General features: G+C 67.6%; 18 protein-coding genes. 8 read left to right on the forward strand and 10 right to left on the reverse strand.

The genetic code is table 11. The features are described 5' to 3' along the window. Positions 1–6: 6 nt before the first annotated feature. Positions 7–1581, forward strand: a complete 1575-nt coding sequence (locus AC1RRR_RS21980; protein WP_492816074.1) for a DHA2 family efflux MFS transporter permease subunit — start codon at positions 7–9, stop codon at positions 1579–1581. After that, positions 1581–2189 (forward strand): TetR/AcrR family transcriptional regulator, encoded by a 609-nt coding sequence (locus tag AC1RRR_RS21985; protein WP_492816076.1) that lies wholly within the window; start codon positions 1581–1583, stop codon positions 2187–2189. Before AC1RRR_RS21980 ends, AC1RRR_RS21985 begins: the two co-directional genes overlap by 1 nt. Positions 2190–2302: 113 nt before the next feature. Here AC1RRR_RS21985 and AC1RRR_RS21990 read toward each other — a convergent pair whose 3' ends face one another. From AC1RRR_RS21990 to AC1RRR_RS22015, 6 genes are all read right to left on the reverse strand, one after another. Next, positions 2303–3118, reverse strand: a complete 816-nt coding sequence (locus tag AC1RRR_RS21990; protein ID WP_492816078.1) for an enoyl-ACP reductase FabI — start codon at positions 3116–3118, stop codon at positions 2303–2305. 73 nt (positions 3119–3191) lie between these two features. Continuing rightward, a complete protein-coding gene (locus AC1RRR_RS21995) occupies positions 3192–4094 on the reverse strand; it encodes a phytanoyl-CoA dioxygenase family protein (protein WP_492816080.1) in 903 nt (300 codons plus the stop codon). Positions 4095–4151: 57 nt separating this feature from the next. Next, the gene (locus tag AC1RRR_RS22000; RefSeq protein ID WP_492816082.1) at positions 4152–5954 is read right to left on the reverse strand and encodes an O-linked N-acetylglucosamine transferase, SPINDLY family protein; all 1803 of its coding nucleotides are present in this window, start codon (positions 5952–5954) and stop codon (positions 4152–4154) included. Between the two features lie 14 nt (positions 5955–5968). After that, positions 5969–7180: a beta-ketoacyl-ACP synthase I gene (fabB, locus tag AC1RRR_RS22005; protein WP_492816084.1), complete on the reverse strand. Its 1212-nt coding sequence runs from the start codon at positions 7178–7180 to the stop codon at positions 5969–5971. 72 nt (positions 7181–7252) lie between these two features. Beyond that, positions 7253–7768 (reverse strand): 3-hydroxyacyl-[acyl-carrier-protein] dehydratase FabA, encoded by a 516-nt coding sequence (gene fabA / locus AC1RRR_RS22010; RefSeq protein WP_291876404.1) that lies wholly within the window; start codon positions 7766–7768, stop codon positions 7253–7255. 60 nt (positions 7769–7828) lie between these two features. Continuing rightward, complete coding sequence (locus tag AC1RRR_RS22015; protein ID WP_492816086.1) at positions 7829–8353, reverse strand: SH3 domain-containing protein; 525 nt, start codon at positions 8351–8353, stop codon at positions 7829–7831. 72 nt (positions 8354–8425) lie between these two features. Here AC1RRR_RS22015 and AC1RRR_RS22020 point away from each other — a divergent pair, with 72 nt between their 5' ends. After that, the gene (locus AC1RRR_RS22020; protein WP_492816088.1) at positions 8426–9412 is read left to right on the forward strand and encodes a 2-hydroxyacid dehydrogenase; all 987 of its coding nucleotides are present in this window, start codon (positions 8426–8428) and stop codon (positions 9410–9412) included. Between the two features lie 3 nt (positions 9413–9415). Here the strand turns inward: AC1RRR_RS22020 and AC1RRR_RS22025 are convergent, their stop codons facing one another. Both AC1RRR_RS22025 and AC1RRR_RS22030 read right to left on the reverse strand, forming a co-directional pair. Beyond that, positions 9416–10369, reverse strand: coding sequence for an alpha/beta fold hydrolase (locus AC1RRR_RS22025; RefSeq protein WP_492816090.1), 954 nt, complete (start codon positions 10367–10369; stop codon positions 9416–9418). Positions 10370–10428: 59 nt separating this feature from the next. Further along, positions 10429–11166 (reverse strand): HesA/MoeB/ThiF family protein, encoded by a 738-nt coding sequence (locus AC1RRR_RS22030; RefSeq protein ID WP_492816092.1) that lies wholly within the window; start codon positions 11164–11166, stop codon positions 10429–10431. 5 nt (positions 11167–11171) lie between these two features. Here AC1RRR_RS22030 and hslV point away from each other — a divergent pair, with 5 nt between their 5' ends. From hslV to hslU, 3 genes are all read left to right on the forward strand, one after another. Next, on the forward strand, positions 11172–11771 hold the full coding sequence (gene hslV, locus AC1RRR_RS22035) for an ATP-dependent protease subunit HslV (protein ID WP_492816094.1): 600 nt from the start codon (positions 11172–11174) through the stop codon (positions 11769–11771). 70 nt (positions 11772–11841) lie between these two features. Further along, entirely contained in the window at positions 11842–12654 is an 813-nt protein-coding gene (locus tag AC1RRR_RS22040; RefSeq protein WP_492816096.1) for a DUF4440 domain-containing protein, read from the forward strand. Then, the gene (gene hslU, locus AC1RRR_RS22045; RefSeq protein WP_492816098.1) at positions 12651–13946 is read left to right on the forward strand and encodes an ATP-dependent protease ATPase subunit HslU; all 1296 of its coding nucleotides are present in this window, start codon (positions 12651–12653) and stop codon (positions 13944–13946) included. The genes AC1RRR_RS22040 and hslU overlap by 4 nt, the downstream gene beginning before the upstream one ends. Before the next feature lie 6 nt (positions 13947–13952). Here hslU and AC1RRR_RS22050 read toward each other — a convergent pair whose 3' ends face one another. Next, positions 13953–14858: a methylated-DNA--[protein]-cysteine S-methyltransferase gene (locus AC1RRR_RS22050; RefSeq protein WP_492816100.1), complete on the reverse strand. Its 906-nt coding sequence runs from the start codon at positions 14856–14858 to the stop codon at positions 13953–13955. Between the two features lie 116 nt (positions 14859–14974). Between AC1RRR_RS22050 and nth the strand changes: the two genes are divergently transcribed. Beyond that, positions 14975–15682, forward strand: coding sequence for an endonuclease III (gene nth / locus AC1RRR_RS22055; RefSeq protein WP_492816102.1), 708 nt, complete (start codon positions 14975–14977; stop codon positions 15680–15682). A 132-nt stretch (positions 15683–15814) separates the two neighbouring features. Here the strand turns inward: nth and AC1RRR_RS22060 are convergent, their stop codons facing one another. Further along, positions 15815–16675: an ATP-grasp domain-containing protein gene (locus AC1RRR_RS22060; RefSeq protein WP_492816104.1), complete on the reverse strand. Its 861-nt coding sequence runs from the start codon at positions 16673–16675 to the stop codon at positions 15815–15817. A 146-nt stretch (positions 16676–16821) separates the two neighbouring features. Between AC1RRR_RS22060 and AC1RRR_RS22065 the strand changes: the two genes are divergently transcribed. Continuing rightward, on the forward strand, positions 16822–17811 hold the full coding sequence (locus tag AC1RRR_RS22065; RefSeq protein ID WP_454718576.1) for an adenosine kinase: 990 nt from the start codon (positions 16822–16824) through the stop codon (positions 17809–17811). Positions 17812–17815: the final 4 nt, after the last annotated feature.

The following is a 17815-nucleotide window of genomic DNA, read 5'->3' on the forward strand; positions in this document are numbered from 1 at the left end:
ACGGTCATGACCGACGCCGTCGCAGCCGCCACCCCAAAGCCCGAAGTCAACTGGACCAAGCTGTTCCTCGGCTTCGGGGCCATGGTCATCGGCCAGTTCATGGCCATCCTGGACATCCAGATCGTGGCCGCCTCACTGCCGCAGATCCAGGCCGGGGTGGGCGCCAGCACCGACCAGATCAGCTGGATCCAGACCGCCTATCTGATCCCCGAGGTCGTGATGATCCCGCTGTCGGGATACCTCTCGCGCCTGTGGGGCACCCAGCGCCTGTACCTGATCTCGTGCACCGGCTTCATCATCATGAGCGTGCTGACGGGCCTTAGCTCGTCCATCGACATGATGATCCTGACGCGCGCCCTGCAGGGCTTCATCGGCGGGGCGATGATCCCGACGGTGTTCGCCGTGGCCTTCACCGCCTTCCCGCCCGAGCGGCGCGTGACGGCCAGCGTGATCATGGGCCTGATCGTCACCCTGGCCCCGACCGTCGGCCCGACGCTGGGCGGCCACCTGACCGAGGCGCTGTCCTGGCGCTGGCTGTTCTTCATCAACGTGCCGACCGGCCTGATCGTGCTGTTCGGCGTCTATCGCTGGGCCGACTTCGACAAGGGCGACCCCAGCCTGGCCAAGGGTTTCGACTGGTTCGGCCTGGCGGTGATGGCGATCTTCCTGATGAGCATGCAGTTCGTGCTGGAGGAAGGCGCCAAGGACGACTGGTTCGACGACAGCGGCATTCTTTGGTTGACCGTCGTGGCGGTGCTGGGCGGCGTGACCTTCATCTGGCGGCAGCTGACCTATCGCAACCCCATCGTCGAGCTGCGCGCCTTCGCCAATCGTAACTTCACCATCGGCGTGGTGATGACCGCCGTCTCGGGCGCCAGCCTGTTCGGCGGCACCTTCCTCTTGCCGCAGTTCCTGGGCCGCGTGCGCCACTATTCGGCGTCGGAGGTCGGCACCACCATGGTCGTCTCGGGCCTGTCGATGTTCCTGACCGGGCCATTGGCGGGGCGTCTGGTGCGCAAGGGCGACCCGCGCATCCCAATGTTCATCGGCTTCATGCTGGCCGGCTGGGGCATGTACATGGCCCATAGCGTGAGCAAGGACTGGGGTTTCTGGGAGTTCGCCGGCGTTCAGGCTTGCCGCGGCGTCGGGGTCATGATCGCCATGATCGCCACCCAGCAGATCACGATGAGCACCCTGCCCCCGCACATGGTCAAAAACGCCTCGGGCCTGGTGAACCTGTCACGCAACACCGGCGGCGCGGTGGGCTTGGCTTTGCTCGCCACCTCGATCACCCAGCAGACGGCGCTCTATTACGACGACATGACCTCCAAGGTGATGCAGGGCGGGCCGACAGCCAACATGATGGCCGGCTTGACCGAGCGCATGATGCAGCTTGGGGTCGCCGACCCCGCCGGCGCGGCCCGCAAGGCCATCGGCGGCATGATGCAGCAGCAGGCCACCGTCATGGCCTTCGGCGACAGCTTCACCCTGCTGGCCATCGGCTGCTTCGTGGCCGCCGTGGTCTCGCTGCTGGCCGCGCCGGTCAAGAACGCTCCCCCGCCGCCTTCGGACGCTCACTGATGCCGCGCGTACCTGGACAGATCGACGTCGCCAAGACCGAAGCCATCCTCGACGCCGCCGTCGAGGTGATCGGCGAGCGCGGTCTCTCGGCCCCGATGGAGGCGATCGCCAAGCGCGCCGGGGTCTCCAAGCAGACGGTCTATAACCACTACGGCTCCAAGGCCGACCTGATGCGGGCGCTGATGAACCGCCGGGTCGAGGCCATCACCGCCTCGCTGCGGGAACCGGGCGCGGTCGACAATCCGGCCGAGGCGCTGGAGGCCTATGCCCGCTCGGTGCTGGAGACGGTGATCACGTCGAAAAGCTATTCGATGATGCGGGTGATCATCCTGGGCTCGGGCGAGATGCCCGACGTGGCCCGCGAGGTCTATGAGGCCGGCCCCTTGAGCGCCCGCAAGCAGCTAGCGGCGTTCCTGCGGACCGAGACCGAACTGGGCCGCATGAAGGTCGACGATCCCGACCAGGCGGCGGAGTTCTTCTCGGGCATGGTCATGGGCCACAGCCAGCTGCGGTCGCTGCTGCGCCTGCCGTCGGACAAGACCCCAGACGAATACGGCCGCCTCGCGAAGGAGGCGGCCGCTCGTTTCATGCGGGCTTATGCGCCGTAGCGGAGCCGTCCTCGTCCTTCGACAAGCTCAGGATGAGGACTACTTTTGGCTCGGCGTATCACTAGAAACCTCATCCTGAGCTTGTCGAAGGACGAGGTTTCGGTCCCGCAGTTTTAGGCTTCTTCCTGATCCGGCATGCCCATCATGTGGAAGCCGGCGTCGACGTGGACGACTTCGCCCGTGGTCGACAGGCCAAGGTCGGAGACCAGCCACAGGGCCGCGCCCGCGACGCCTTCCATCGAGGTGTCTTCCTTCATGGCGCTGAACGCGCGGCCTTGGGCGATCATGCCGCGGCCGCCGGCGATGCCGGCCAGGGCCAGGGTGCGCATGGCGCCGGCCGAGATGGCGTTGCAGCGGATGCCCTTGGGACCCAGGTCGCGGGCGATGTAGCGGGTCGCCGCTTCCAGGGCGGCCTTGGCCACGCCCATGGTGTTGTAGTTCGGGATGGTCCGCTCCGACCCCAGATAGGTCATGGTGATCAGCGAACCGCCGTTCGGCATCAGCTTGGACGCGCGCTTGGCGACGTCCACGAAGCTGAAGGCCGAGATGTTCATGGCCGTCAGGAAACCCTCACGGGTGGTGTTGTCGACGAACGAGCCCTTCAGCTCGTCCTTGTTGGCGAACGCCACCGAGTGGACGACGAAGTCGATCGTCCCGAACTTCTCCTCGATGGCGGCGAAGGCCGCGTCCATCGAGGCGTCGTCGGTGACGTCGGCCGGGACCAGGGTGGTGACGCCGATGCTCTCGGCCAGCGGCCGCACGCGGCGCTCCAGGGCTTCACCTTGGTAGGTAAAGATCATCTCGGCGCCTTGGGCGGCCAGCTGGCTGGCGATGCCCCAGGCGATGGAGTTGTGGTTGGCCACGCCCATGACGAGGCCCTTCTTGCCCCGCATCAGCTCGCCCTTGGGGAACGCGTAATCGTCGGCCATGTGTCGGGCCCCTTCTAGAAGTCGTTGCCCGTGGTTAGCAGGCGACGCGACGCTTCGAAACCCCGACCGGCGTTCAGTCGACCCGGACGATCCGTCCCAGCCTGTCGCGCAGGGCCTGGGCAAGGGGTCGAGGACCCAGCGGAACGGGCTTGCCGTCGCGCCTGGGCCAGACCACGCCACCGGTGCGCACATCGGCCGGCAGCCGCAGATAAAGCTGGTTGGTCTCGGGCCGCGAATACAGCGGCGTGTAGTAGACGCAGTCCTCGAAGAAGAAGTGGCTGACCAGCGAACGCCGCGTCGCGCCCGGCCGCTGGATGGCCAGACCGCCGTGGGTGGTGTTGGCAGCCCAGACCAGGACCTGGCCCTTGCGCAGCAAGGCCGGACGGCGATCGCCGGTCACCTGGCGGGCGAAGGCCTCGACATAGTGGGCGGCGTAGTCGCCACGCTTGGGCCGACGCCCTTCCACGCCCGCGTCACTCATCTCGAAGATCCGCTGGCGGTGGCTGCCCGGATGGTAGAACAGCGGCCCGGCGTCGGCCGCCACGTCCTCCAGCGCGATCCAGGCCCCGCACATGAAGCGCGGCGGCTGGCTGTGGAAGTGAGCGATGTCGGAATGGGCGTGCTGCTCGCTGCCCTCGCGGAAATTCAGGGTCTGGAAGGCGAAGGGCGCGCGGCCATACGCCAGGGCCAGCATAGCGGTCAGCTTGGTATGGCTGGCCAGGGCGCGTACGGCCTGCGAACGCCGCCAGACATCCTGGGCGCGACGCTTGCCGGGGCGGAAGAAGGCCTCGGCGTCGGCGGTGGCGCGGTCGATCAGGTCCAGGGCGTCCGGTCCCAGGTCGAATACGGCCACGCCATCGCGATGCAAGTCGGTGACGAAGCGGCGCTGCTCGGCGTCGGCGCCCGAGGCGTCGAGATAGGCGGTCACGGACTCGCCCTCGATCCACGGGACTTGCGGCAGATCGACGGGAGGCATGCGGAAACGCTCGCTCGAACGGTAATGGCCAAGCTTACCGTCGAGCGTTGAGCGCGATCAACCTTGGGTGATCATTTTCTCGAAAGCCGCCTCGAGCGTTCGGGCGAAGGCGGTGGGATCGAACACCGAGGCGGTGCGGATACGCTCCGCCACCCGCGCCTTGAGCGCCGCCAGGGCCGCGCGATCGTTGGCCAGGCGGGTCGCCGTGGCGACATAAGCCTTTGAATCGGTTGCGATTAGTTCCGGAAGATCCAGGGCGGTCAGCAGGCTGGCTCCAACCCGACTGGCAAAACTCTTGCCTAGAAGGCTCAGTATCGGAATCCCCATGCGCAGGGCGTCGCTGGCCGTGGTGTGGGCGCCATAGGGCCAGGTGTCGAGCACCAGATCGGCCAGGGCGTGGCGCGCCAGGTGCGTTTCGTGCGGAACGGGTGGAGCGAAGACCAGCCGCTCGGGCGCCACCCCCGCCCCTTCCGCCTCGCGACGCAGGTTTTCGGTTGCGCCGGGGGCGCCGTCATAGAGCCACAACACCGCGTCCGGCGCGGCCTGCAGGATCGCCATCCAGGCCGCGAAGGTCGCCGGCGTGATCTTGGCCGGGTTGTTGAAGCAGCACAGCACGACCGCATCTTCGGGCAGACCAACCTTGGCCCTACTAGGCGGTAGAGTCACCGCGCCAAGCGCGTCGTTGGGCTGGTAGAGCGGCAGGCGGACCACCGCCTCGGACCAGTAGCCCTCCTCGCCCGGCGGGATCGTCACGGCGTCGGCCAGCACGATGTCGGCATGCCGACCCAGGGTCCCCGGATAACCCAGCCAGCTGACCTGCACCGGCGCGGCGCGATGGGCCAGGATCTCCGGCCGGCCGTCCTGGGTGTAGCCCTTCAGGTCGACGGCGATGTCGATCCCCGCCTCGCGGCACAGGGCGGCGATGTTGGAATCGCTGAATTTTCTAGCTTCGACCCAGTGCTCGCAGGCCGCCTTCAGGCGATCGCGCATCGGGCCGGACAGTTCAGGGCCGTACGAGACGGCGAAGATCTCGAAGCGCTCGCGGTCGTGCGCCTCCAGCACCCCGGCCAGCAGGCGAGCCGTGGCGTGCTCGTGCAGATCGGCCGACAGATAGGCCACCCGGATCCGTTCGCCCGGCGGCCTCGTCGGCCATACCGGCGCTTGAACCGGCGGCGACGCGGAGAGTTCGGCGCAGCGGCGATGCACCACGGGTTCGTCGAAGATGGCCAGGGCCGCGAACGGCGCGATCGCGGCGCGGCCCAGCTTCAGCTCGGCCTTGACCAACATGTCCAGCGCCGCGTCCTCGCGCCAGTCGCAGGTCTGGCGGCGCGCCCACATCAGGTCGCCGGCCAGGCGCGGATGCAGCGGGTCGATCTCCATCACCGCTTCCAGGTCCCGCGCCGCGTCGGCGGGCCGGTTGAGCAGCGACAGCAGCGCCGCGCGGTTGGCCAGCGTCTTAGCGTCGCCCGGCAAGGCCTGGACGAGGTGGTCGAGGACCACCAGCGCCTCCTCGAAACCGCCCAGGCGTTGCAGCGACACGGCCAGGGCGCCCAGGACCGGCGGATTGTCGGGATCAGCCGCCAGGGCCGCGCGACCGACGACCACCGCCTCGGCATCGCGCCCCAAGCTATTGAGAACCAAGGTCTTTGCCGACAGTAAGCCGGGCCGCTTACTATCCAATGCCAGCCCCTGATCAAGGGCGTCCAGCGCCCCCTCCGCCCGCCCCAGACCCAGCCGGGAGACGCCCAGGATGTGCCAGGCCTCGACGCTGGGCGCAGCCAGAACCAGCCGCTCGCACAGAGCAGCGGCCTCGGCCAATCGGCCGGCCTTGTAGAGATCGAAGGCCTCGCGAGCGCTCATGACGCTCGCTCGCCTTAGACGCGGCTGAAGATCAGCGTGCCGTTGGTGCCGCCGAAGCCGAAGCTGTTGGACATCACCGTTTCCAACGGCTTGTCCGACCGTTGGCGCAGGATCGGCAGGTCGGCGAACTCAGGGTCCAGCTCCTCGATGTGGGCGCTCTCGGCGGCGAAGCCGTTGTTGAGCATCAGGATCGAGTAGATGGCCTCCTGCGCGCCGGCGGCGCCCAGGCTGTGGCCGGTCAGGGACTTGGTCGACGAGATCAGCGGAGCCTTGTCGCCGAAGACCTCGCGCACCGCGCCCATCTCCTTGCTGTCGCCGACCGGCGTCGAGGTGCCGTGCGGGTTCAGATAGTCGATGGTGCGATTGCCAGCTTCGGCCATGGCCAGCTTCATGCAGCGCGCCGCGCCCTCGCCCGAGGGGGCGACCATGTCGAAGCCGTCCGAATTGGCGGCGTAGCCGACCAGTTCGCCGTAGATCTTGGCCCCGCGCGCCTTGGCGTGCTCGTACTCTTCCAGCACCACGATGCCCGCACCGCCCGCGATGACGAAGCCGTCGCGGTTCTTGTCATAGGCGCGGCTGGCCACGGCCGGGGTGTCGTTGAAATGCGTCGACATGGCGCCCATGGCGTCGAACAGGTTCGACAGGGTCCAGTCCAGCTCCTCGCAGCCGCCGGCGAAGATGATGTCCTGCTTGCCCAGCTGGATCTGCTCGGCGCCCGCGCCGATGCAGTGGGCGCTGGTCGCGCAGGCCGAGCTGATCGAATAGTTGATACCGCGGATCTTGAACCAGGTCGACAGCACCGCCGACGGACCCGAGCTCATGGCCTTGGGCACCGCGAACGGACCGATCCGCTTGGGACCCTTCTCGATCGTCGTGGCCGCGGCCTCGACGATGATGCTGGTCGAAGGGCCGCCCGAACCGACGATCAGGCCGGTGCGCTCGTTGGAGATCTCGCCCTCTTCCAGCCCGGAATCGGCGATCGCCTGCTCCATGGCGACGTGGGCATAGGCCAGGCCAGGCGACAGGAAGCGCGCGGCGCGGCGGTCGACCAGCGACTCCCACTCGATCTGGGGCGCGGCATGGACCTGGCAGCGGAACCCGCGCTCGGCATATTCCGGCGCGGAGATCACGCCGGACTTGGCTTCCCGCAGGGACGCCAACACCTCATTGGCGTTGTTGCCGATGGACGAGACGATCCCCAGTCCGGTGACGACGACGCGACGCATATCGTAAATCCTCTTCTCCCCCAGGCGACCCGCTAAGGGACCGACTCTCGGGGGCCGGTCTCGTCTAACGGATCAAGACGCCATCTGTTCGGCGGTGAACGTGCCGACCTTCAGGTCCTTGGTTTCGTAGATCACCTTGCCGTCGGCTTCCAGAACGCCTTCGCCGATTCCCATGACGAGTTTGCGCATGATCACCCGCTTCAGGTCGATCTTGTAGACGACTTTCTTGACGTCCGGGGTCACCTGGCCGGTGAATTTCACCTCGCCGACGCCCAGGGCGCGGCCCCGGCCGGGCGCGCCCGACCAGCCCAGGAAGAAGCCGACCAGCTGCCACATGGCGTCCAGGCCCAGGCAGCCGGGCATGACAGGGTCGCCGATGAAGTGGCAACCGAAGAACCAGAGGTCGGGATTGATGTCGAATTCAGCCTCGACATAGCCCTTGCCGTACTTGCCGCCGTCGGATTCGATCCGAACGATACGGTCGAACATCAGCATCGGCGGGGCCGGAAGCTGAGCGTTGCCGGGGCCGAACAGCTCGCCGCGACCGCAGGCCAGGAGTTCTTCGTAGGTATAGGCGTTCTTCTGCATAGGGGACGCCCTAGCACGGCGGCGGGTCAGGTCTCAACGTTTCCCTGAGGCAGTGTGTTCCTATCCCTTGCGACACTGGACGGCGGGATCCGCGCCCCAGATGTCGGTTTCGCGCGCCCAGCCCGACGAGCCGTCGGCCCGCAGACGGCACCAGCCGCCCTCGCACTTGTCCAGGCTGGCGGTCGAGCGGCCCTTTAGATAGGCGCTGACCTTGGCCCCCGTTTTGGGGGCGCTAAGCAAGGCCAGGTTGGTCGGCTGCACCCGCATGGCCGAGCGGCGGCCGTCGATCACCCGGCGGTGCACCCAGGCCAGGCCGCCTTCGGGATCACAGATCCGCCGCCACTCGCGGGTTTCGGCCACGATCTGCACCGGCATGCCCTTGGCGTGGTAGATCCACAGCAGCTGGTGGGCTTCGTCCGGGCCGTTGCGGGCGTTCACTTCCGCGTATTTTAGCGAGACGTAGCGCGGCACTTCCAGGCCCGACGGTGTGATCCGGGGACCTTCGGCCATAGCCGGACCCGCCAATAGGACGGCGATCGCCCCAAAGACGACAAGAAGCGAACGTTGTTCTGTTTTCGACGGCATGTTGCTTGGCCCCCTCGGGCCCCTTTGCTACAGCTTTCAAACGCCCGTCAGTGAGAGCTTTTCAAACCGCCCATGGCCGCTCGCAAGCTCAAAGTCATCGTCACCCGCAAACTCCCCGATCCGGTGGAGACGCGGATGTGCGAACTGTTCGACACCGAACTGAACGTCTCCGACAAACCCTTGACGGCGGATGAACTGGTCGACGCCATGGGCCGCGCCGACGTGCTGGTGCCGACGATCACCGATCGTATCGACTCGCGTCTTCTGTCGCGATCCGGCGATCGGCTCAAGCTGATCGCGAATTTCGGGGCCGGCGTCGACAATATCGACGTCGCCACGGCCAATGCCCGCGGCATCATCGTCACCAATACGCCCGGGGTTCTCACTGAAGACACCGCCGACCTGACCATGACCCTGATCATGGCCACGTCGCGCCGAGTGGTCGAAGGCGCCGAGGTGGTCAAGGCCGGCGGTTTCCACGGCTGGTCGCCGACCTGGATGCTGGGCCGACGCCTGTGGGGCAAGCGGATCGGCATCATCGGCATGGGCCGCATCGGCCAGGCCGTCGCCCGCCGCGCCAAGGCCTTCGGCATGCAGGTGCACTATCACAACCGCAAGCCCGTCAGCCCGCGCATCGCCGAGGAACTGGGCTGCACCTACTGGGAAAGCCTGGACCAGATGCTGGCCCGGATGGATTTCGTCTCGGTCAACTGCCCGCACACGCCCGCCACCTATCACCTGCTGTCGGCAAGGCGCTTGAAGCTGCTGCGGCCGCATTCGGTGATCGTCAACACCGCCCGGGGCGAGGTGATCGACGAAGGGGCGCTGGCCAACATGCTGGCCAAGGGCGAGATCGCCGGCGCCGGCCTGGACGTCTACGAGCACGAGCCGGCCATCAATCCCAAGCTCCTGAAGCTGCCCAATGTCGTACTGCTGCCCCACATGGGCTCGGCCACGGTCGAGGGCCGCATCGACATGGGCGAGAAGGTCATCGTCAACGTGAAGACCTTCATGGACGGCCACCGGCCGCCGGACCGGGTTATTCCGTCAATGCTCTAGGGCTTACTTCGCCGGATGCGCCGCCAGCCAGGCCTTGAGGTCGGCGGCGGAACGGTCGGGGATCTGCTCCATCGGCACGTGGCCCACGCCCGGATAGAGGATCAGGGTCGCGCCCGGTATGGCCTTGTGGAACTTCTCGCCGTCGGCGGGCGGAATCAGCCGGTCGTCCTGGCCAAAGATGATCAAGGTGGGGACATGGATGGCCGACAGGTCCGGCGCGGTCGCCACCCGGCGCGGCCGCTGGCCTAGCAAGACGGTGCGATGGCCGGGGGCGCGGGCCAGGTCGACATAACGATCGATCAGGGCCGGGGTGACCAGCTTGGGATCGATATAGGCCGCCTTCAGCGCCTGGGTCATCAGCGGGCGGATCTCGATCTCCTTCAGCACCCGCCGGCCCACCGGATTGCCTAGGAACTTGAAGATCGTCGCTCCGCCGCGCCCCTTGGTCGGCCAGCCGGCAGCGTCGACCAGGATCAGGCGCGCGACGCGATCGGAATGGTCCAGGGCATAGGTCCAGGCCACCTCGCCGCCCATCGAATTGCCCCCCAGGGTGAAGCGGGTCAGGCCCAGGCCTCGGGTCACCTGGTCGACGACGTTCTCGAAGCTGTCGGGCTGGACGACATAGGCATCGCTCGTGCGGGTCAGGCCGTGTCCGGGCAGGTCCAGCACCACCACACGGTATTCGCTCGACAACGCCTTCACCCAGCCGTCCCAGGCATGGGTCGAGGCGGCGAAGCCGTGCACCAGCACGATGACCGGCGCGTCGCGCGGGCCAACGTCGCGGTAGTGCGCGCGCACCCCGCCCGGCAGGTCCATGTAACGGCTGTCGGCATAGCCATACTTGGCTTCCAGCGCCGCGTACGAAATGTCAGGCCGCTGCAGCAGCAGCCAGCCCACCGCCGCCAGCCCGACGATCAGCAAGAGAGCGGTCGCCAGACCGCGGAGAAGCATCTTCATTTCCGCCCTCCCCCGAGAGACCCCATCAAAACCAACCGAACGCCGTTATACGAAAGCCGTCAAGCGCCGCACGACGGACAATGGGGATCGGCCCCGATCCGCACCGTGCGAGTCTCGGCCGCCAAGGCGTCATAGATCAACAGCTTGCCGGACAAGGGCTCGCCGGCTCCGGCGACCAGCTTGACCGCCTCCAGGGCCATCATCGAGCCGATGACCCCGGCCAGGGCGCCGACCACGCCGACGAGCGAACAGGTCTCCGCGTCCGGCGGGATCTCCGGCACCAGGCAGCGATAGCAGGGCTTGCCGTGAAACACCCCGACCTGGCCCGTCCAGCGGCCCAGAGCGCCGCTGACCAGCGGCTTGCCGTGGGCCAGGCAGGCGTCGCTGACGGCGAAGCGGGTGGCGAAGTCGTCGGTGCCGTCCAGGACGAGGTCATACCGCGAGACGACGTCGCCGGCATTGGCGGCGTCCAGCCATACCGGGTGGGTTTCGACGGTCGTGTGCGGGTTCAGCGCGCCCAGGCGCTCGACGGCCGCCTCGACCTTGGGCCGGCCGACATCGGCGGCGGCATAAAGCACCTGGCGCTGCAGGTTCGACAGCGAGACGGTGTCAGGATCGACGAGGCCGATGGTCCCGATGCCGGCGGCGGCCAGATACAGCGACGCCGGCGCGCCCAGGCCGCCGGCTCCAACCACCAGGACCCGCGCGGCCTTCAGCTTCTGCTGCCCCGGACCGCCGATCTCGCGCAGGACCAGATGGCGGGCGTAACGCTCGACCTCAGCCTCTGAAAAACTCATGGCGCTTGACCCTCCGGCCTGGCCTCGCCACATGCGAAGCCATGCAAAGCAGCAATTCCTTCCCCGACTGGCACGGCACGACCATTCTGGCGGTGCGCAAGAACGGACAGACCGTGATCGCCGGCGACGGACAGGTCTCCATGGGGCCAACCGTCGTCAAGGGCAACGCCCGTAAGGTGCGCAGGCTTGCCGGCGGCAAGGTGGTGGCGGGTTTCGCCGGCGCCACGGCCGACGCCTTCACGCTCATTGAGCGTCTGGAGGCCAAGCTGGAACAGTATCCCGACCAGCTGGCCCGCGCCTGCGTCGACCTGGCCAAGGACTGGCGCACCGATCGTTACCTGCGCAGGCTGGAAGCCATGCTGCTGGTGGCCGACAAGACCGCCATCTACACCGTCACCGGCGTCGGCGACGTGCTTGAGCCGGGCGAGAGCCCCGACGGCAACGCCGTGGCGGCGATCGGCTCGGGCGGCAACTATGCCCTGGCGGCCGGCAAGGCGCTGATCGACCAGGATCTTTCGGCCGAGGACCTCGCCCGCAAGGCGATGAGCATCGCCGCCGAGATCTGCGTCTACACGAACGGAAACCTGACCGTCGAAGTGCTGTAGGCTTTCGTCGCAAGACGGATGCGGACCTGCTCCCGGCGGCGCTTGATCGCGGCCGGGAGGATCCTTCGCCATGCTCGTCGCCGCTTTTTTCGCCCTGTCGGTCGCCACGACCCCCGCCGCACAGATTGAGGCTGCCGAGCGCGCCTTCGCGGCCGACGGCCTGAAACTGGGAATCAGGGGCTCGTTCCTGAAGCACATGGCCGATGACGCCATGGTCTTCGATCCCGCCCCGGTCAGCGCCAAGGCCCTGTACGCCGGGCGCTCAGGCGAGGGCGAACCCAAGCTGGAGTGGTGGCCGGCCTATGTGGTGGCGGCCAAGTCCGGGGATCTGGGCTTGTCGATCGGCCCCTCGGCCTTCAACGGCAAGCGGGCCGGCTGGTACGCCAGCATCTGGCGCAAAGGCGCCGACGGGACCTGGCGCTGGATCTATGACGGCGGCGGTCCGGGCGACGCCGTCTCGGCCCAAGGGCCGGAGATTCCCGTCGTCCACGGTCCCGTCGCCAAGGCTGGCGAAACCAGCCCCGCCAAGGCTTTCGACGCCGTCCGCGAGGTCGAGGCAACGCTGAGCCAGAAAGCTCAGCAAGACACCACCCAGGCTTACAAGGCTTTCCTGGCGTCCGACGCCCATCTGCTGGGTCCGCGCGGGAGCCGCGCCCTGGCTCCGACAGCCGTCGATGAGCGTCTGGCGCTGCGTCCCACGACCATGAGCCTGACCCTCCGCGGTGGCGGCGCATCGAAAGCCGGCGACTTCGTCTGGACCCATGGCGAGGCTCATTGGAGCGAGCCGGGTCAAAAATCCGCCCAAGCTCACTATATGCATGTCTGGCAGAGGCGACCCGATGGGTGGCGCCTGATCTTCGAGACCCTGATCAACGACCGATGACCGAGTTTTCCCCCCGCGAGATCGTTTCCGAGCTGGACCGCTACATCGTCGGCCACGCCGAGGCCAAGAAGGCCGTCGCCGTGGCCCTGCGCAACCGCTGGCGGCGGCGTCGCGTACCGGCCGATCTTCGCGATGAAGTGACGCCGAAGAACATCCTGCTGATCGGCCCCACCGGCGTCGGCAAGACCGAGATCGCCCGCCGCCTGGCCAAGCTGGCTCAGGCGCCGTTCCTCAAGGTGGAAGCCACCAAGTTCACCGAGGTCGGCTACGTCGGCCGCGACGTCGACCAGATCGTCCGCGACCTGGTCGAAAGCGCGCTCTCGATGGTCCGCGACAAACGCCGCGCCGCCGTGAAGGCCAAGGCCGAGGCGGCCGCCGAGGAGCGGATCCTGGACGCCATGACCGGTCCCGGCTCGACCGCCGCCCGCGACAGCTTCCGCAAGAAGCTGCGCGCCGGCGAACTGGACGACAAGGAAATCGAGCTGCAGCTGGCCGACACCGGCGGCGGCGGTAGTTTCGAGATCCCCGGCCAGCCGGGCGCCCAGGTGCTGAACCTGTCGGAGATGATGAAGTCGCTGGGCGGCAATCGCACCAAGACCCACAAGACCACCGTCTCCGGCGCCTGGGCCCCGCTGATCGCCGAGGAAAGCGACAAGCTGCTGGACCAGGAGGCCCTGACCCAGGAAGCCCTGGAGCTGGCCGAGAACCACGGCATCGTCTTCCTGGACGAGATCGACAAGGTCGCCAGCAGCTCGCAGCGCTCGGGCGCGGATGTCAGCCGCGAAGGCGTGCAGCGCGATCTGCTGCCGCTGATCGAGGGCACGACCGTCTCGACCAAGTATGGTCCGGTGAAGACCGATCACATCCTGTTCATCGCCTCGGGCGCCTTCCATGTGGCCAAGCCCAGCGACCTGCTGCCCGAGCTGCAAGGCCGCCTGCCGATCCGCGTCGAGCTGAAGGGCCTGTCACGCGACGACATGCGCCGTATCCTGACCGAGCCGGAAGCCAACCTGATCCGCCAGCACCAGGCCCTGATGCTGACCGAGGGCGTGACCCTGACCTTCTCGGACGAGGCGATCGACGCCCTGGCCGACGCGGCCGTGGCCGTGAACGGCTCGGTCGAGAACATCGGCGCCCGCCGCCTGCAGACGATCATGGAAAAGGTGGTCGAGGAGATCAGCTTCTCGGCGGCCGACCGCAGCGGCGAGACCGTGGCGATCGACGCCAAGTACGTGCAAGAGCGCATCGGGGCCTTGGCGGCCAACGCCGATCTGAGCCGCTTCATCCTCTAAGGGCGATTAGGAGGCGGCGCGAACCGCCTCCATGCCCAGGATCGCCGCCTTGCGGGCCAGGCCCCAGTGGTAGCCGGTCAGCTTGCCGCTCTTGCCGATGGCCCGGTGACACGGGATCAGCAGCGAGATCGGATTGGCCCCGATCGCGCCGCCGGTGGCCTGGAAGGCCTTGGGCTTGCCCGCCCAGCAGGCGACCTGGCCATAGGTGGCCGTCTCGCCGGTCGGGATCTGCAACAGCGCCTTCCAGACCTGCACGTGATAGGGCGAGCCGATCAGCACCACCGGCAGCGGCCCCTCTCCGCCGGTGAAGGCGTGCAGGGCCGTGGCCTGGGCGGCCATGTCGTCGCGGATCCAGTCGGCGGCCGGAAAGCGGCGATGCATGTCGGCGAAGGTCGCCTCATCGTCGCCGTCCGAGAAGGCCAGGCCCGCCAGGCCGCGATCGGCCATCACGAACAGGCCTCGGCCAAACGGCGTCGGGGCCCAGCCCCAGCGTAGCCGCATGCCCGCCCCGCGCCGGCGCACCTCGCCGGGGGTCACGGCCTCCTGGGCGATGAACAGGTCGTGCAGCCGTGACGGACCGGAGAGCCCGGCGTCGAAGGCCGCGTCCAGCACCGTACCGCCGGCCTCCAGCGATCGCCGGGCCTCGGCATGGGCGATGGCCGAGACGAAGCTCTTGGGGCTGACCCCCGCCCAGCGGGTGAAGATGCGCTGGAAGTGGAACGGCGACAGGCCCACGGCCTGGGCCGCCTCGTCCAGCGACGGGTGATCCGACCACCGCTCGGCCAGCCAGTCGAGCGCCTTGGCCATGCGGTGATAGTCGACGGAGCGCTCGGCCAGCCGAACCAGCTCTTCGCTGGCGGTCTCTGGGCTCACGGTCTCCGGAAGGGGGGATGCGTCGTATGCCATGCTCATAAATTACGGCCCTCGCATAACGGCGTCCGCCCGGTTCTTGCGGTCGGCTCTGAATTTAGGGGTCGGCCCCGTGCTTGGCGAGCCCACCCTTCTTGGCGTTTTGGGCGCATCACGGCATGGTCCGGCCCATGGCCAAGGCTCCTGCCCCGAAGAAGAAAAAACCCGCCCAGAAGCGGATCAGCCCCGCCGAGCGGGAACGCGTCGAAATCCTGTTCGAGCGCTTCGAGAGCCTGGACCTGCATCCCAAGACCGAGCTGCACTATTCAAACGCCTACGAGCTGGTCACCGCCGTGGCGCTCTCGGCGCAAGCCACCGACGTCCAGGTCAACAAGGCCACCGGCCCGCTCTTCCAGGTCGCCGACAGCGCCGAAAAGATGCTGGAGCTCGGCGAAGAGGGGCTGATCAAGTACATCGCCTCGATCGGCCTCTTCCGCACCAAGGCCAAGAACGTCATCGCCGCGGCGCACATCCTGATGGACAAGCACGGCGGCCAGGTGCCGCTGAACCGCGTCGACCTCGAGTCCCTGCCGGGCGTGGGTCGCAAGACGGCTTCGGTAGTGCTCAATGAACTGGACATCGAACCGGCCATCGCCGTCGACACCCACGTGTTCCGGGTGTCCCACCGGCTGAAGCTGTCGGCCGGCAAGACGCCGGATGCGGTCGAGCAGGATCTGATGCGGATCGTACCGGGGCCCTACCAGACGCGGGCGCACCACTGGCTGATCCTGCATGGGCGGTATGTGTGCGTAGCGCGGAAGCCGAAGTGCGAGGTGTGCCGGATCAGTGATCTGTGTCCGTCGCGGGAGTTGTTTCTGGGTGCCTGACCAGCCCCCTCCACCAGCTTCGCTGGTCCCCCTCCCCCAAGAGGGGGAGGAGAGATAACTCCCAGGGATCTCCGCCCCGCTTGGGGGCGGACAGACCTCGCGGAGCGAGGTCAGGTGGGGGCCTGTGCTGAACTAGCCGATCGCCCGCACCACCGCCTCGGCGAACACCTCGCCGCGGTCATGCGCATGCTGCAGGAACAGGTCCGGCTCGATGACCTCCAGCTCCATCAGTTGCGGCGTGTGGTCCAGGCCTCGGATCAGGTCCACGCGGGCATAGGTCAGGACCTCACCCGCCGCCTGCAGCACCATCTCCGCCGCCCGCAGGGCCTCCGGCTCGGGCGCGATCTCGCTGACCTGGCCGCCGAACTGCGGCTGCACCCGGAAGTCCCCCTCGACCGCGACCTTGGTCACCGCGTGGCTGAACTGGCCGTCGAAGAAGAACAAGGACAGCTCGCCCTCCTCGCCCACGGCCGGCAGGAACGGTTGGATCAGCGCCGGGCCGCTGGGACCGCCCGCCAGCGAGCCGCCGTGGCGCTTGACCCGGATGGTCTCATGCGAGCCGGCCGAGACCTGCGGTTTGACTACCAGTTCATCGACCCCGAAGGCGTCGAAGGCGGCGCGGACATGTTCTCGGGTCAGCAGATCGTGCGCATGGGTCGGCACCACCGGCGCGCCCTTCCCCGCCAGTTCGACCAGATAGGTCTTGGTCGAGTTCCAGCGCATGACATCCGCCGGATTGGCTGCCCGGATCCCGTCACGCTCCAGACCGTCGAGGAAGCCGAACCATTCGTCCTGGCGACCGTGATACCCCCACGCCAGCGACGGCATGACCAGCTTCGCCTGATCCTTCTCGACCGGATCGGTCCACGGCTGCGAGGCGACGCTCAAACCCTTGGCCCGCAGCGGCGCGGCCAGGCGCTCGAACAGCGGGCTCCAGGCGTTGGCGAAGCGGGCTTCGTCGCGGGCGGGGACCAGGATCAGGACGTCGACCATTGGTTTACTCACGTGGCTTAGGGCTTCGCAGCTAGGATGTCGCAGTCCTTCGGGCAAGCCTTGCGTTGCCTTGAGCGGCCACATCCTTTAATCGCCAAGTGTTTGTGGGCCTCCGCCCCTGTTCTTTCAAAGGTTTGTCCCGCTCCATGACCGCGCTCTACGACGTCGCCGGCATCGGCAACGCCATCGTCGACGTCATCGCCCAGTGCGACGACGCCTTCCTCGCCAAGGAAGGCCTGACCAAGGGCTCGATGGCCCTGATCGATCCGGCGCGCGCGGCGACCCTGTATGACGCCATGGCCGCGGGCATCGAGGCCTCGGGCGGCAGCGCCGCCAACACCCTGGCCGGCGTCGCCAGCTTCGGCGGCAAGGCCGCCTTCATCGGCAAGGTCGCCGATGACCAGCTGGGCCGCGTGTTCCGCCACGACATGAAGGCGATTGGCTGCGTGTTCACCACGCCGTCGCTGGCCGAAGGTCCCGCCACCGCTCAAAGCCTGATCAACGTCACCGCCGACGCCCAACGCACCATGTCGACCTATCTGGGCGCCTGCGTCGAGCTGACCCCGGCCGACGTCGATCCCGAGATCATCGAAGCCGCCCAGTATTCCTATCTGGAAGGCTATCTGTTCGATCCGCCGGAAGCCCGCCGCGCCTTCGCCAAGGCCGCCGCGCTGAGCCACGGCGCCGGTCGCAAGATCTCCATGACCCTGAGCGACAGCTTCATGGTCGACCGCCACCGCGGCGCCCTGCTGGGCTTCATCGAGACCCAGTGCGACATCGTCTTCGCCAATGAGGCCGAGGTCTGCTCGCTGTTCGAGACCACCGACTTCGACGCCGCTGTGAAGGCCCTGGCCGAACGCAGCGAGATCGCTGCCGTCACCCGGGGCGAAAAGGGTTCGGTGATTGCCGCCAATGGGCAGCTTCACGAAATCTCGGCCTACCCCGTGGAAAAAGTCGTGGACACGACCGGCGCGGGCGACCAATACGCCGCTGGTTTCCTCTACGGCCTGTCGCAGGGTCGCCCGCTGCCGGTCTGTGGCCAGCTGGGCTCTCTCGCCGCCGCCGAGGTCATCGACCACTACGGTCCGCGCCCGCAGGTCAACCTGCGTGAGCTGGCCGCCAAGAACGGCCTGTAAGCGA

The sequence above is a fragment of the Caulobacter sp. GW821-FHT12D05 genome, from assembly GCF_058807295.1.

Bases quoted from the DNA above. Each gene is read 5' to 3' on its own strand.
- AC1RRR_RS21990 (WP_492816078.1), bottom strand. From the start codon at position 3,118: ATGGCCGACGATTACGCGTTCCCCAAGGGCGAGCTGATGCGGGGCAAG.
- nth (WP_492816102.1), top strand. From the start codon at position 14,975: ATGGTCCGGCCCATGGCCAAGGCTCCTGCCCCGAAGAAGAAAAAACCC.
- AC1RRR_RS22030 (WP_492816092.1), bottom strand. From the start codon at position 11,166: ATGAGTTTTTCAGAGGCTGAGGTCGAGCGTTACGCCCGCCATCTGGTC.
- AC1RRR_RS22025 (WP_492816090.1), bottom strand. From the start codon at position 10,369: ATGAAGATGCTTCTCCGCGGTCTGGCGACCGCTCTCTTGCTGATCGTC.
- hslU (WP_492816098.1), top strand. From the start codon at position 12,651: ATGACCGAGTTTTCCCCCCGCGAGATCGTTTCCGAGCTGGACCGCTAC.
- AC1RRR_RS21995 (WP_492816080.1), bottom strand. From the start codon at position 4,094: ATGCCTCCCGTCGATCTGCCGCAAGTCCCGTGGATCGAGGGCGAGTCC.
- fabB (WP_492816084.1), bottom strand. From the start codon at position 7,180: ATGCGTCGCGTCGTCGTCACCGGACTGGGGATCGTCTCGTCCATCGGC.
- AC1RRR_RS22060 (WP_492816104.1), bottom strand. From the start codon at position 16,675: ATGGTCGACGTCCTGATCCTGGTCCCCGCCCGCGACGAAGCCCGCTTC.
- AC1RRR_RS22050 (WP_492816100.1), bottom strand. From the start codon at position 14,858: ATGAGCATGGCATACGACGCATCCCCCCTTCCGGAGACCGTGAGCCCA.
- AC1RRR_RS21985 (WP_492816076.1), top strand. From the start codon at position 1,581: ATGCCGCGCGTACCTGGACAGATCGACGTCGCCAAGACCGAAGCCATC.
- AC1RRR_RS21980 (WP_492816074.1), top strand. From the start codon at position 7: ATGACCGACGCCGTCGCAGCCGCCACCCCAAAGCCCGAAGTCAACTGG.
- AC1RRR_RS22015 (WP_492816086.1), bottom strand. From the start codon at position 8,353: ATGCCGTCGAAAACAGAACAACGTTCGCTTCTTGTCGTCTTTGGGGCG.
- AC1RRR_RS22065 (WP_454718576.1), top strand. From the start codon at position 16,822: ATGACCGCGCTCTACGACGTCGCCGGCATCGGCAACGCCATCGTCGAC.
- AC1RRR_RS22040 (WP_492816096.1), top strand. From the start codon at position 11,842: ATGCTCGTCGCCGCTTTTTTCGCCCTGTCGGTCGCCACGACCCCCGCC.
- fabA (WP_291876404.1), bottom strand. From the start codon at position 7,768: ATGCAGAAGAACGCCTATACCTACGAAGAACTCCTGGCCTGCGGTCGC.
- AC1RRR_RS22020 (WP_492816088.1), top strand. From the start codon at position 8,426: ATGGCCGCTCGCAAGCTCAAAGTCATCGTCACCCGCAAACTCCCCGAT.
- AC1RRR_RS22000 (WP_492816082.1), bottom strand. From the start codon at position 5,954: ATGAGCGCTCGCGAGGCCTTCGATCTCTACAAGGCCGGCCGATTGGCC.